The following is a 13,274-nucleotide window of genomic DNA, read 5'->3' on the forward strand; positions in this document are numbered from 1 at the left end:
CCCATCGGCGATGGCTTGATAGTGCGCGCTTTCGGGCGCGGATGCCAAATCGCCGAGGGTTGCAGGGATTAGTTTTTTTGCAGGGCCTTGAGTCGGGTGGTGAGGTTTTCATTGGGGAAGCGTTTGTGCAGGTCTGCCAGCAGCTTGTCGGCGGCTTGCGTCTGTCCGGATTTTTGCAGGCGCAGGACTTCGCGTAGCTGCTCGTCCAGCGATTTCACCGGTGCCGCTGCGCGCTTGCTGACTTTGGCTTCGTCCGCCATGTCGGCGCTGAAGGATTCGCTTTGAGCAGGGGCTGCCGATTCCGCCATGGGCGCTGCGGGTACAGGCATTGCGCCGGCCGGGGCAGCGAGTGGGCGGGCAACTGCCGACTCGGCTTCTTGTCTGGCAACCGGTGCGGAGGCTTTGGGTGCAGGCGCGAAGTCGTAGCTCGGTACGGGCTCGGGTGAGCGTTGTACCAAAGCCAGCATCAACGCGACCCCGACGAGGCTGGCGAATGCCACTTGCCAGCGGGGTTTCTGGCAGGCGTGAACCCAGCGTTGCCACAGGGTTGGCTTTGGTGCGGGTACTTCGCGCTGCGCGGTGGCCAGGATGAAGGCGTCCAGATGCGCCGGTGGTTCGCCGCTTTTGTGTTCACGATAATGTCCGAGCACTTGCTCTTCGGGTGTCGGGCGGGCGTCAGTCATGTCAGTTCCTCCTCGGCCAGCAGCCGACGCAGTTTTTGCTGGGCGTAACGCAAGCGGCTCTTGACGGTTTCCAGCGGTGTTTCGGTGAGGGTGGCGATCTGCGGCAGGTCGAGATCGCTGTAGGCGCGCAGCAGGAACACTTCGCGCTGGTCGGCGGGCAACGCTTGCAAGGCGGCTTCGAGGCGCTGGCTGTCGCGGCTCAGGCTCAGCAGTTGCTCGGGATCGGATGTGTCGTCGGCCAGAGCATGGGTCTGTTCCTCGTAAATGTCGTGCAGCGGTTGATGGACACCGTGCTTGCGCCAGTGATCGATCAAGCGGTTGCGGGCAATCTGGTACAGCCAGGTACGAAAAGTCGCCCGGCCTTGTGGCTGGCTGCCGCTGCGGATCAGGCTCAACCAGGTTTCCTGATACACCTCCTCGGCCCGCTCCGCGCTGCCACTGAGCCCCAGCAGAAACCGGTACAGCCCCTGACGGTGGCGTGCGTACAGAATCTCGAACGCCGCGCCGTCGCCCTCGCGATAACGGGCCAGCAACGATTCGTCGCTACTGGCCTCATGGCTGTTCGCAGGCGCGAACAGCTGGCTGATGAACCCCTTGAGTCGGCTCACTATTCAATCCGTCGTTCAGTGGCGGTTGGATTCGATGCCGTGGTGCTGCGCAGGCTCTGCGCCAGTTCCACCAACTGCACGAACTCGCTGCGCAGGCCGAAGCGGTCATCGCCTCGTGCGCCACGGGCCAGCGTTTCGGTGTCTTTTAGACTGAATTCGCCGGTGTAGCGACCATCCTTGAGCTGTTGGGAAAACGCGGCGACGGCAGCGGCAAAGCGCAGGTCGTCACTGGCGGGTTTCACGCTATCGGTGATGGGTCGTTCGATCAGGCGACTATTCCCACCTTCCGGCAGCTGATATCGCACACGCAGCATCGCCCATTCCCCGTTCTTGCCGGAAACCACGGCGCCCCGTTTGCCATAGCGCAGTGGCTCCAGCCAGCCCTTCTCGCCCGTGGGGACAATTTCGTACAGTGCCGTTACCGTATGTCCTGCCCCGATTTCACCCGCATCGACTTTGTCATTGCTGAAATCCTCACGTTTCAATGCGCGGTTTTCGTAACCCAACAGCCTGTATTCACTGACCTGCGCCGGATTGAACTCCACTTGCAGCTTCACGTTTTTTGCCACCACCTCGAGGGTCGAGCCGAGTTGATCCACCAGCACCTTGCGCGCCTCGCGCAGGTTGTCGATGTAGGCATAGTTGCCATCGCCGGCGTCGGCCAGTTGTTCCATCAGGTGTTCATTGTAGTTATCCACACCAAAACCCAGGGTGGTCAGGGATACGCCGGTCTTGCGTTTATCCACAGCCATTTGCTTGAGGCTATCGAAGTCGCTGATGCCGACGTTGAAGTCTCCGTCGGTGGCCAATAGCACGCGGTTGATGCCCTTGGGGATAAACGCTTGCTGTGCCATTTGATACGCCAATTCGATGCCCGAGGCTCCGGCGGTGGAGCCGCCAGCCGACAATTGGTCGATGGCTGTACGAATCTTCGCTTTTTCCCGCCCGGAAGTGGGCTCCAGCACCACACGGGATTCTCCGGCATAGACCACCAGTGACACCCGATCCTGTTCGCGCAGTTGATCGACCAGCAATTTCAGCGTGCTTTTGACCAGCGGCAGACCCTCGCGGCGGTCCATGGAGCCGGACACGTCCACCAGAAACACCAGGTTCGCCGGGGCCAGTTCCGCCACTGCACGGTCCGACGCCTTGATGCCGATGCGCAGCAAGCGGGTATGCGGGTTCCATGGCGACTCCGCCAGTTCGGTGGTCACGCCGAAGGGCGAGCCATCCGTGGGCAAGGCGTAGTCGTAAGGGAAGTAATTGACCATTTCCTCCAGACGCACCGCGCCTTCCGGTGGCAGGCGCCCCTGATTGAGCAAGCGACGGACATTGGCGTAGGCGCCGGTATCGACGTCGGCGCTGAAGGTTGAGACCGGTGCTTCGGCGACGCTGTGGATCGGGTTGTCGGCCAGGGCCTGATATTGCTCACGCTGTTCGTCGCGATAGCCTTGTGGATAAGTCTCACCGGCCGGCATTGGCGCGAAACCGGGCGTCGCGCGGACGCTACGCTTGGCCATCGCAGCATCGGCCATGGGCGCTTCGTATTCCACCAACGCTTCGGTTTTCAACTCAGTCTGGGCCGGTGGCGGCACCGCCGCGGACTCGGGTTTGGACGAAACACCGCAACCGGCCATTGCCAGCAGCAGCCCAGTGGCGAAACCCTGGGCGGCCGGGCGGAGAAAATGCAGAGGAAGGAGCATGGGGGCTGACCTCAGGAGGAAGTTGATCCATTCATCCTCTGAGACGGACAGCCCAAATGCTTCGGGTTAACCCGCGCGAAAAAATCTTTCAGCGGTGATAACGCCGCACCACGCTGCTGTTTCTCAGCACATGGCCTTTGATTTTTTCCAGCAGCTGCGCGCGGGTCAGGCCGGCGGGCAAGGCATCCGGGGCCAGGTCCAGGGCGTAGATCTGGATGATGTAATGGTGTGCACTGTCGCCAACCGGTGGGCAAGGACCGACATAACCCGTGGTGCCTTTACTGTTGGTGCCACCCACACCTTCGAGCGCGGATTTGGCGCCGACACCGGCCGGAATCTGGCGGGTGGCGGCCTTGATGCCGTAATGAATCCAGTGATCGCTGCCCTGCCCTTTCTGACCATCCGGGTCGTGCATGACGATGGCGTAGCTCAGCGTGCCGGTCGGGCCGCTGTTCCAGCTCAACGCCGGCGAAAGATTTTTCCCGCCGCAACCCTGGGCATCGCTGGCGGCGGCCGAAGTGAACAAACGGTCATCCGATACGCCTGGGATGTTCAGGGTGAAACGTTCCTGGGCCGCCTGCGCCGGAAATTGCACGCAAAGGGCGACTGCTACTGCCGCCAGCCAAGGGTTCAGAGAGGTCAATCGGGTCATACCGGAGCACCTTAAGCGGGTGGGGCCGTCGTCGGCGTGCAAACTATAGCTGGACCGTTCGCGCCGTGGCAGTGGGATTTGGCTGAACCTCAAGAATAGGGCCAAACTCTTAAGTGAAACGCCTGCCTGGAGAGCGATCATGACCCTGCATCGCGTCGCCCGTTTCACCGATGTCCCCGAAAACCGTGGCCTTGAAGTCAAGATCGAGGACAGCAAAATCCTCCTGCTGAAAGTCGGCGATCAATTGCGTGCCTATCAAGGCGAATGCCCTCACGCCGGGGCGCCGCTGGCCGAGGGCGCGCTTTGCCATGGACGCCTGACCTGCCCGTGGCACAAGGCTCAGTTTCGCATCGAAGACGGCGGATTGTGTGAACCGCCAGCCCTCGACAGCCTCAAGCGCTACCCGCTCGAAGTGCGTGACGGCGAGGTCTGGGTTGACGATCAACCACTGGCGGATGCCCACACGCCGCCGGCCGATGACGAGCGTACCTTCGTGATTATCGGTGCCGGCGCCGCCGGCACGGCAGCGGCGGCGGCATTGCGGGAAAAAGGCTTTGGCGGGCGAGTGCTGTTGATCGACCGGGAAACCGGTGCCGGTTACGACCGGACGGTATTGAGTAAATTCGTGATCTCCGGGGAGACGCCGCCGGACGACGTCCCAACCCTGCGCGATGAAGATTTTTATAGAGAGCAACGCATCGAGCGAATCACCGCTGAAGTGACGAACCTGGATGCCGAAAACCAGACACTGCAACTGAGCGACGGCCAATCGCTCGATTATGACGCCGCGCTGCTGGCAACCGGCGGCACGCCAAAACCACTGGCCCTGCCCGGTGCCGACCTGCCGCACGTGTTTGTTTTACGCTCAAGGGATCATGCCCGACAGATCCTCGAAGGCGCTAAGCCCGGTCAGCGGGCGGTGATCATCGGCGACAGCTTCATCGCCATGGAATCCGCTTCGTCCCTGCGCCAATACGGCCTCGACGTTACCGTGCTTGCCCGTCAGCCGGTGCCGTTCGCCAGGCAGTTCGGCGAAACCGTCGGCAAGGCAATCCTTGCCCTGCATCAAGCCAATGGCGTGGTGTATACCCAGGGTGAAGCCTCGCAGATCCAAGGAACGGACAAGGTCGAAGCCGTGCGCCTGGACAATGGCCAACGGTTACCGGCGGATCTGGTGCTGGTCGGCATTGGCGTGAGCCCGGCGACCGAAGCGTTCACCGACCTGCCGAAGGAAAAAGACCACTCGCTGCGGGTCGATGGCGGCATGCGCGTGACCGACGGCCTCTGGGCGGCCGGTGATATCGCCACCTTCCCGCTCAACGGCCAGCCCCTGCGCATCGAACACTGGCGCCTGGCCCAGCAACAGGCGCGGATCGCCGCGGCGAACATGCTCGGTGGCGACGAGCACTATCTGGACGTACCGTATTTCTGGACCTGGCACTTCGGCAAAAACTACGACTACCTCGGCTACGCCCAGGCGTGGGATGAAGTCGAATTCAAGGGTGATCCTTTCAACCCGCCCTTTATCGGGTTGTTCGGCAAAAACGGCGTAGTGACGGCGGCCGTGGCCTGCGATGAAGAGCAGACCATGGCGATGCTCGCCGAACGGATGAAACAGCCGCTGCCGGTGGATGAGGCGTGGCGCTTGATTCGCGGATGAAGCCCGATCACCTGCACGACACCGCCCCCTGTAGGAGCTGGCTTGCCAGCGAAGGCGGTGGGTCAGTCGAGATATTTATCGACTGGAAGAACGCATTCGCTGGCAAGCCAGCTCCTACAGGTCTTTAAGTGGCTGTCGGTTGTGCTCAGTATCGAGAACACGCGTTTTCCAACACCGGAAAGCAAAACGCCCGGCGCCTGCGTTGCGCAGAGGCCGGGCGTTGCGGTGCAAGTCTCGGCTTTTACTGGACTTCGCCAGTGCTGCCAAACTTGCTCATCAGGAAACCGACAAATTCTTCGACGGTCATTTTCTGGCCGTTGAACTCCACCTGGTTGTTGGCGTAGTGCAATTTGCTGACGATGTTGTTGCCCTCCAGTTTGGCCAACTGCGAACCGACAGCCATGCTGCTGAACATGTCGGCCGTAGCGCTGGCCTGATCGGCGACCAGTTTGACGTCGGTCTGTCCGTCGATTTGCGACTGCACGGTGAGCACGTCAATGATCATCGGTTTGGACACTTGCAGATTGAAATCCAGCAACGCAATCAACTGCCGGACCAGTTGATCGGCCGGCAGGTCGATCGCTTGCGGTTTGGTCAGGTCAAGCACCAGGTTGGCGCGGCTTTCGCCATTGGTGGTGTTGAACGACAGGTTCTCCAACGCGACCTGCGGACCGGCCGCGAGCAATTGCTCCAGTTGGGTCTTGAGCTGCGCCTCTTCGGCTTCGGTCAGTTGAAGCTCCGGTGCCGGTTGACCCGCCGCAGTCGCCTCGGCAACGGCCTGTTCATACGGTTGCAGTCGGGTCTGGTAAATCTGCATCAACGCCATGGCGGAGGGAATGTCGAGGTTCTTCAGGCTCAAGGCCATCTGCGCAGTACCGACAGCCTTGCCGTTCAGGGACACTTCCCCAATCTTGTAATCGGCGCGCCCCGATGCGTTGGTGCCTGATTCCGAAGTCTGGTTCTTCATTTCGAAATTCTTGAAGCCCAGCACCGACTGTTTCGGGCCAAAGGTGGTCTTGCTGTTGCTCAGCTCGACGGTGTTCTCGCCGGTGTAGTAACCGTAAGTACTTTTGCTCAGGTTGCTGGCCAGCGTCAGGCCGCTCAACTCGACCTGCACCGGTGTCTGGTCTTCGGCAACGGTAGTCAGTTTCAGACTGTCCATATAACCGTCGGCCTTGACCTTCTGCGCCTGGGCAGAGGCCGCAACATCAATCTTCAGACCGGAAAATTTCATGCTGGATTTGTCATCCAGCGCCGTTTCCAGCGGCAGCAATTCCAGCGAGCCTTTGGTGGAGTTGTCGTAGCCGATGTTCACCACGCCTTTAAGCGGCGAAGCCTCCTGGGCGGCGGCGAACCATTTTTCCGTGACCGGCGTTTTTTCCAGCTCGTAATGACTGGTGACCATGACCGGCAACCACTTCAGCGACACCAGGCGCGAGAACGGCAACGGCCCATGTTCGAGGCGATCGACGAACAGCAGCTCGACCGGCGCCTCGCCGAACATTTCACCTTCAGCCTTGAGGCGATAATGCGCGGTGCTGCTGAATACGTGGCGTTCCAGCGACACCAGTTCCACCGTCGCCGTGCCTTTATGCCCGACCAGCGCGGCCTGCAATTGCTGGTTGACGTCGGCCAGGGAGGTGTTCAGCACGCTTTCGATTTTGGTGCCGGTGTACCACGCCCCGCCGACGCTGATTGCGCCAATGGCGACAACAATGCCCAGAAGCACGCCTGCTGATTTATTCATGAATGACCCGATCAATGTCCGTTGTTGAAGGTGTGGTCGTCTTCCCTGAACCCATGACGGGTGGCGGTCACGACTGCGCTTGAAGTGGGGTGCAGATTAGCACCCGGCGCGCGGGGCGGCCCAATGATTAAAGGTGAAAGAGTGTCATGGGAGGTGTTCATGAGATCGCCATCGCGAGCAAGCTTTGCTCCCACAGGAGACCTGCATTCCCTTGTGGGAGCAAAGCTTGCTCGCGATGGCGTCAGACCAGGCAACATCGAATCAGGAATACTGCACTTCGATCTCATCCAGCTGATGATCAAAGGTTTTCAGCCGTGCGGTCCAGGTGTACACCAGCACTTCAAAATCCCGGTTGATCACCGCCCCGCCCGTCACTTCCCCACGGGGGTCGCAGAAGTCCAGCTGATACCGTTCGCGGGCCATGGCGGTGGCAACATCAGCCAGTTCCCGGGCATTGTTGAGCCAGTGCCGGCCGTCGTCCGCCACTTGCCTGTCCAGCTCCAGGCATTGCTTCTTCAGGGTTTCGAGGCTTTTTTCCAGCGGCGTGCCGGTGAGTTCGCCCATGACCTCCTGGAACGTACGCCCCGGTTGCCAGTAACTGCCCCAGAAATAGCGGTCGAACACCGTCTCGACACGGCGCAGCGCGACCTTGGTGTCCCAGATCAGCACCAGGGTCTTGCCTTGTTCGAGTTGTCTTTTCTTGATCCGCTGAGTCTGGACCGACGCCCAGGCCACCACCGCGATGGACATCGCAGCGATCAACGCGACGGCACTGTCGAGAAACACCAGCGCCTTGTCGATCTGGTGGGCCAGCATGATGCCGTAGAAATACGTTGCCGTGAGCAGCACCAACGCCACGACGGCACACCAGAAGCCGAGAGCATAAGGGTTTTTCATTATTGGTTTCCCCATGACCTGCGCAAGCCTGTGCGAAGCAAGGGCGTTTTTCACGAACGCCCTTTCAACACTTCAAAGCATAGCAACGGCCTCAGGGTTTGCCGGAGTTCGACGCTTGCGTTCGTCCGCTTTCCCAACCGCCACCCAATGCCAGGAACAGATTGATCTGACCAGCGGCCACTTGGGTATTGGCAGCGGCCAGTTGCGCGCGGACATCGGTGTAGGTTCGGGTGGCTTGCAAGTCGGCGAGGAACGAGGCGCGACCGGCCTGAAAGAAACGGTGAGTCTGGTCGGCCGCCAGTTTCGCCGATTGCTCGGCGTCCGCCAGGGCGTCACGACGTTGCAGCAAGGCGGAATACTGGGCAAGGCTTGTCTGGGTTTCGCGGATCGCGTTGAGCACCACACCGTCGAACTGCGCCAGGGCACCTTGAGTGGCTGCTTCGGCTTCGCGGATGCGCGCGCGGGCGCCGTTGGTCGGCACGGTCCAGGTCAGCGAAGGTCCGAAGCCCCAACGGTTGGTGGAGGGCTCACCGAGGTTCTCCAGAATACCCACGGTGCCGACCGTCGCACCGATACTGACGTCCGGGTACAACTGAGCCGTGGCGATGCCGATCGTCGCGGTCGAAGCCGCCAGTCGGCGCTCCGCTTGCCGTACGTCGGGGCGACGCTTGAGCAGTGAAGCGCCATCGCCCACCGGCACCAATTGGGCGATTTTCGGCAGTTCGGCGCAGCTATCGGTCCCGGCCGGCAATTGATCTACCGGTTTAGCCAACAACATCGACAGGCGGAACAGCCCGGCCTGGCGCTCCGCTTCATAACGCGGCATGTCGGCGCGCAAGGATTTGAATTGGGTTTGCGAACGGGTGACCTGGGTTTCATCGCCACGCCCGGCGTCGCGCAGACGCTGGATCAATGTGGTGCTCTGGGCTTGCAGATCCAGGGAATGCTGGGCGATTTCCCGCTCTTCGTTGGCCGCGCACACTTGGGTGTAGGCGCGTACCACCTCGGCCACCACGGTAATGCGTGCAGTGTCGGCGGCGGCTTGGGTCGCATCGGCACTGGCCTTGGCCGCTTCGATGCCGCGCTGCAGCTTGCCGAACAGATCGAATTGGTACGACGCGCTGATGGCGATTTCGCCGATGTTGGCCACCGGCACCTTCTCCGGCAGCAAGAACGCTTCACCGGACTCCTGCAAACGCTGGGCGCCCATCTTCACGCCGCCGCTCCAGCCACCCGCCGCCTCGGCCTCGTCGACCTGGGCGCGGGATCGTTGCAGGTTGGCCGCTGCCACGCGCAAATCCGTATTGGACGCCATGGCCTGCTGGATCATCTGGTCAAGTCGCGGATCCCGATACAGGCGCCACCAATCGGCAGGCACCGGGTCCGAAACCACAGGCTTGCCATCAACCGCCAGTTTGCCCTGCAAGTCTTCACGGTGGATCGCGGCCTCGTCCGGCAGGTGATAATCCGGTCCGACCACCTGACACGCCGACAGCAGCAAGCCCAAACCGGCAACCATCAAACCCGAGGCCTTGTTCATTGCGCTGGCTCCCGTTTCTGATCGTCAATGATCGACACGGTGGCCGTACGCCCGGCGATCATGCGGAAGTCCGCCGGTACGTCATCGAAAGCAATCCTCACCGGAATCCGCTGGGCCAGCCGCACCCAACTGAACGCCGGGTTGACGTTGGGCAACAGGTTGTTGCCGCTGGTGCGATCCCGGTCTTCGATACCGGCGACGATGCTTTCCACGTGGCCACGCAACCGCGCGCGGTCGCCAATCACGCGGATATCGACGCTTTGGCCAACCTGAATGCCATCCAGTTTGGTTTCTTCGAAATAGCCGTCGATGTGAAAGGAATTGCTGTCGACCACCGACAACACCGGCCGGCCGGCACTGACAAATTCCTGGGTACGCGGCGCGCGGTCGTTGACGTAGCCGTCCACCGGGCTGCGGATCACCGAGCGGTCGAGGTTGAGCTGAGCACTGTCGACGGCCACCTGGGCTTCCATCAACGCCACTTGGGCGCGGGCTACCTTGGACTGGCTTTCTTCCAGCTGTTCGCCCGGCACCAGATTGCCCAGGCCCTTGTTGCGCTTGGCTTCGCGCTGGGCCTGGGCGAGGGTTTCCTCGCGGTCGGCCACCGCCGCTTTCGCCTGACGCAAGGCCAGTTTGAATCGGTCCGGGTCAATGCTGAACAGCACTTGCCCGCGCTTGACCAACTGGTTATCGCGCACTTCCACCTGCTGGATCAGCCCGGACACGTCCGGGGCGATTTGCACGATGTCGGCGCGGATGTGCCCGTCGCGGGTCCAGGGGGCGAACATGTAATACATCACCATGCGCCAGACCACGACGACCGCGAAGGTCACGATCAACAGGGTCAGGACCACACGGCCAATGGTCAAAAAGGGTTTTTTCATGTCATCAGGTATCGACTGAGTGAATTCACGGCGCCAAGCAGCAAGGCGTAGAGAGCCACGTTAAACAATGCCCGGTGCCAGACCAGACGGTAAAAGTGCAAGCGCGTCAGCACCCCGTGCACCAGCAGGTACAACACATACGTAATGCCCATCAGCACCAGCAGCGTGGGCAGGAACACCCCGCCGATATCCAGATCACCGATCATAAAGGCGCTCCATCGATGCCATGGGGAAGCGGTTCTTCGAGTTCGACGGAACCGACAAATTCGACACCGGGCAACAACGCCAGGCGCAGGCCGCTCAAGGCGTGCAGCAGATGCAGACGGGTTTCATCGTCACCCGCACCAGCAAGGGCGCGGCGGGTGCGATCCATGGTCATCAGCAGTGGGCTGGGTGCCGGCAGGCGTTCGCCGGCCTTCAGGCACGCCTTGAAGTATTCGCCGACCTCCGCCACCACCTGGCGCAACAGAGCCTGCGGTACGCCGTGAACCCGTGGCGTATAGGCGAGCACGTCCAGCAGATTCAGCGCCACACGCACTTCTCGCAGGGCGATGCCGGTGTCCTGGCCGGTCATGGCCAGGCGCGGTAAATGCTGCATCAAGCGATCCAGCACCTGCACACCCAGCTGCCGGTGTTCGGCCAGCGTCGCAGGCTCAGTGAGGCTGACAATGTCGCGCCAGCTGAAACGGGTCAGGCGCTTGGCTGCCAGTTCGGCGCCGAATGGCCGGGCAACCAGGGTCCAGATGAACGCAAACAGCAAACCGATGGGACCGGCCAGGTTGGAGTTGGCGAAACTGAGGAAATCCGCGTCGTAGGCGCCCTGGATACTGATGAAGGACGAGGTGTTGACGAGGGTCAGCAGCATGCCGAGGTAAAACTGCGGCTTGACCGTCAGGGTGCCGGCGCAAATGAACGGCACGGCAAACGCCAGCACCAGCATCGGGAAGTCATGCAGGTTGGGCAGCACCAGAAACAGGTAAAGGCTGGCGAACAGCACCGACATCGCCGTCCAGAAAAAGAACCGGTAAATCTGCGGTGCCGGGTCGTCCATCGAGGCGAAGAAGCTGCACGCAACGGCTGCCAGAATCACCGCACTGCCACCGTTGGTCCAGCCAAGCAGAATCCACAGCACCGACGCGACAATGATCGCGGTCACAGTGGACGCCGCCGAATAAAGCATCAGGCCACGATCCAGAAACGGCGTCAGCCGGCCCAGCCGCCAATGGCGATACACCGCGCGCCAGCTCGCCTGGTTTTCGCACTGGATGGCGATTTGCAGACTGCGACAGTCTTGCCACAGATCGATCCATTCGCCCAGACGATAGAGGGCATTGGAGAAAAGCAGCTGCTTGCGATCCTCCAGCGCCTCGGCACTGGGTTGCAGGGCTTCGAGCTGATCCTTCAACGCCTGCCATCGATCAATGTCGGCGTCTTTATGCTGCAGCCATTCGGTGGTGGCCCCGAGCAGTGGCGCGAACTTGTCCACAAGCTCTGGGGTGCGCCGTTCGAGGGCGTAAAGCGCATCGTCGAGGGCATCGATGACGGGCAGCAGGTGAATCATGCGCCCGCGCAGTTCCTTGGTATTACGCACGGTTTGCGGTCGCGAGCCCTCGTGGGGCAACTGGCCGATCATCAATTCCAGGCTGTTGAAGGTCGCGACCATCGACGCACGCAAGCCACTGACTTCATCCGGTTGCACGTTGCGGCTGAGAAACCGCTGGCTGTACGTCGACGCATCGGCAAACCATTTGCTCACCGAATCGTTGAACACCGGTGCCAGCCGCCGGGGCCAGAACATCGCGCCGACCACCGCCGCGACGGCGATACCGAGGAAGATTTCCTCGGTGCGCGACTCGGCGATGTCCCACACCGCCAGCGGGTTATCCACCACCGGCAAGGCGATCAGCGGCAAGGTGTAACCGGCGAGCATCAAGGCGTAGTTGTTGGCCGTTCGCAGGTGCAGGGACAGGAACAGCAAGATCCCCGTCCAGAGTGCAATGACCAGCACCAGCAAATAAGGGCTCTGGACAAACATCGGCACGAACAACACCGCCGCCGCGGCGCCCAGAAAGGTACCGATCGCACGGTACAACGCCTTGGAACTGGTGGGGCCGACGAAGGGGTTGGAAACGATATACACCGTGGCCATCGCCCAGTACGGACGCGGCATTTGCATGAGCAGGGCGATATACAGCGCGATCATCGACGCCGCGAAGGTTCGCACACCGAAGAACCAGTCCCGCGCCGGGGGCATGCCGGAAAAGAAACCGTTCAAGAGTAGGTCACCGGCAATTGGCCCGCCGACTCGAAGGCTTTCAACACACGCAACGCAGCCTCCAGGTCACGCTGGTCGATGCCTTCGAGCACTTCATTGCGCAATCGCACCAGTTCCATCTCGACCGTTTGCACCAGCATACGACCCGTACCGGTCAGGCTCAGGCATTTGGCGCGGCGGTCCTGGGTGTCTTCCGTGCGGCAGACATGACCGGCATGACACAGCTGGTCCAGAAGTCGCACCAACGACGGGCTCTCCATCCCGGACGCCTGCGCCACGGCCACCTGCCGGACACCATCGCCCAAACGCCCGATCATCAACAACGGGACGGCACAGGCTTCGGATATTCCATAGTTGACCAGCGTCGTCTGGCAGATTTTGCGCCAATGCCGGGCGGCCACCACCATGGAGCTGCTGATGTTCATCTGCAGAGCGTCGAGATTATTCGGCACGAGGGAAAACACACACTGTTAGTTTGCTAACTATCAATATGGCACTGGAAGGGATTTACCGTCAAGTTTTGAAACAAATTGGCAGCCATGAACAAACGCACGCCAAGGGTCGCTATGGTGTTTGAAGGTTTTTCAGCCCTGGGTATCAAACCATGCATAAGTACCCACCGACA

Annotated in this window: 12 protein-coding genes; 1 reads left to right on the plus strand and 11 read right to left on the minus strand. The window is 61.1% G+C overall.

Annotated features, from left to right (window positions below):
• Positions 1-68: 68 nt before the first annotated feature.
• From GPL81_RS05000 to GPL81_RS05015, 4 genes are all read right to left on the minus strand, one after another.
• The gene (locus GPL81_RS05000; RefSeq protein ID WP_160105449.1) at positions 69-683 is read right to left on the minus strand and encodes a hypothetical protein; all 615 of its coding nucleotides are present in this window, start codon (positions 681-683) and stop codon (positions 69-71) included.
• Positions 680-1,291 carry an RNA polymerase sigma factor gene (locus GPL81_RS05005; protein ID WP_160105451.1) on the minus strand — a complete coding sequence of 204 codons (612 nt, stop codon included), beginning with the start codon at positions 1,289-1,291 and terminating at the stop codon, positions 680-682. Before GPL81_RS05005 ends, GPL81_RS05000 begins: the two co-directional genes overlap by 4 nt.
• Entirely contained in the window at positions 1,291-2,994 is a 1,704-nt protein-coding gene (locus tag GPL81_RS05010; protein ID WP_160105453.1) for a vWA domain-containing protein, read from the minus strand. The genes GPL81_RS05005 and GPL81_RS05010 overlap by 1 nt, the downstream gene beginning before the upstream one ends.
• Before the next feature lie 88 nt (positions 2,995-3,082).
• Positions 3,083-3,646 carry a YbhB/YbcL family Raf kinase inhibitor-like protein gene (locus GPL81_RS05015; RefSeq protein WP_096513986.1) on the minus strand — a complete coding sequence of 188 codons (564 nt, stop codon included), beginning with the start codon at positions 3,644-3,646 and terminating at the stop codon, positions 3,083-3,085.
• A gap of 139 nt (positions 3,647-3,785) precedes the next feature.
• Between GPL81_RS05015 and GPL81_RS05020 the strand changes: the two genes are divergently transcribed.
• On the plus strand, positions 3,786-5,306 hold the full coding sequence (locus GPL81_RS05020; RefSeq protein WP_160105455.1) for an FAD-dependent oxidoreductase: 1,521 nt from the start codon (positions 3,786-3,788) through the stop codon (positions 5,304-5,306).
• Between the two features lie 241 nt (positions 5,307-5,547).
• Here GPL81_RS05020 and GPL81_RS05025 read toward each other — a convergent pair whose 3' ends face one another.
• The 7 genes from GPL81_RS05025 to GPL81_RS05055 all read right to left on the minus strand — a co-directional run bounded on the left by GPL81_RS05025 (position 5,548) and on the right by GPL81_RS05055 (position 13,074).
• A complete protein-coding gene (locus tag GPL81_RS05025; RefSeq protein ID WP_160105457.1) occupies positions 5,548-7,053 on the minus strand; it encodes a YdgA family protein in 1,506 nt (501 codons plus the stop codon).
• 261 nt (positions 7,054-7,314) lie between these two features.
• Positions 7,315-7,950, minus strand: a complete 636-nt coding sequence (locus GPL81_RS05030; protein ID WP_096513989.1) for an NADH:ubiquinone oxidoreductase subunit N — start codon at positions 7,948-7,950, stop codon at positions 7,315-7,317.
• A gap of 91 nt (positions 7,951-8,041) precedes the next feature.
• On the minus strand, positions 8,042-9,490 hold the full coding sequence (locus GPL81_RS05035) for an efflux transporter outer membrane subunit (protein ID WP_160105459.1): 1,449 nt from the start codon (positions 9,488-9,490) through the stop codon (positions 8,042-8,044).
• Positions 9,487-10,374, minus strand: coding sequence for an efflux RND transporter periplasmic adaptor subunit (locus tag GPL81_RS05040; protein ID WP_096513991.1), 888 nt, complete (start codon positions 10,372-10,374; stop codon positions 9,487-9,489). The genes GPL81_RS05035 and GPL81_RS05040 overlap by 4 nt, the downstream gene beginning before the upstream one ends.
• On the minus strand, positions 10,371-10,580 hold the full coding sequence (locus GPL81_RS05045; protein ID WP_160105461.1) for a DUF1656 domain-containing protein: 210 nt from the start codon (positions 10,578-10,580) through the stop codon (positions 10,371-10,373). The genes GPL81_RS05040 and GPL81_RS05045 overlap by 4 nt, the downstream gene beginning before the upstream one ends.
• Complete coding sequence (locus GPL81_RS05050) at positions 10,577-12,649, minus strand: FUSC family protein (protein WP_121104005.1); 2,073 nt, start codon at positions 12,647-12,649, stop codon at positions 10,577-10,579. The genes GPL81_RS05045 and GPL81_RS05050 overlap by 4 nt, the downstream gene beginning before the upstream one ends.
• Positions 12,646-13,074 carry a MarR family winged helix-turn-helix transcriptional regulator gene (locus tag GPL81_RS05055; RefSeq protein ID WP_160105463.1) on the minus strand — a complete coding sequence of 143 codons (429 nt, stop codon included), beginning with the start codon at positions 13,072-13,074 and terminating at the stop codon, positions 12,646-12,648. Before GPL81_RS05055 ends, GPL81_RS05050 begins: the two co-directional genes overlap by 4 nt.
• Positions 13,075-13,274: the final 200 nt, after the last annotated feature.

Origin of the sequence: Pseudomonas izuensis (assembly GCF_009861505.1) — a bacterium.
In the GTDB taxonomy this organism is placed as follows: Bacteria; Pseudomonadota; Gammaproteobacteria; order Pseudomonadales; family Pseudomonadaceae; genus Aquipseudomonas; species Aquipseudomonas izuensis.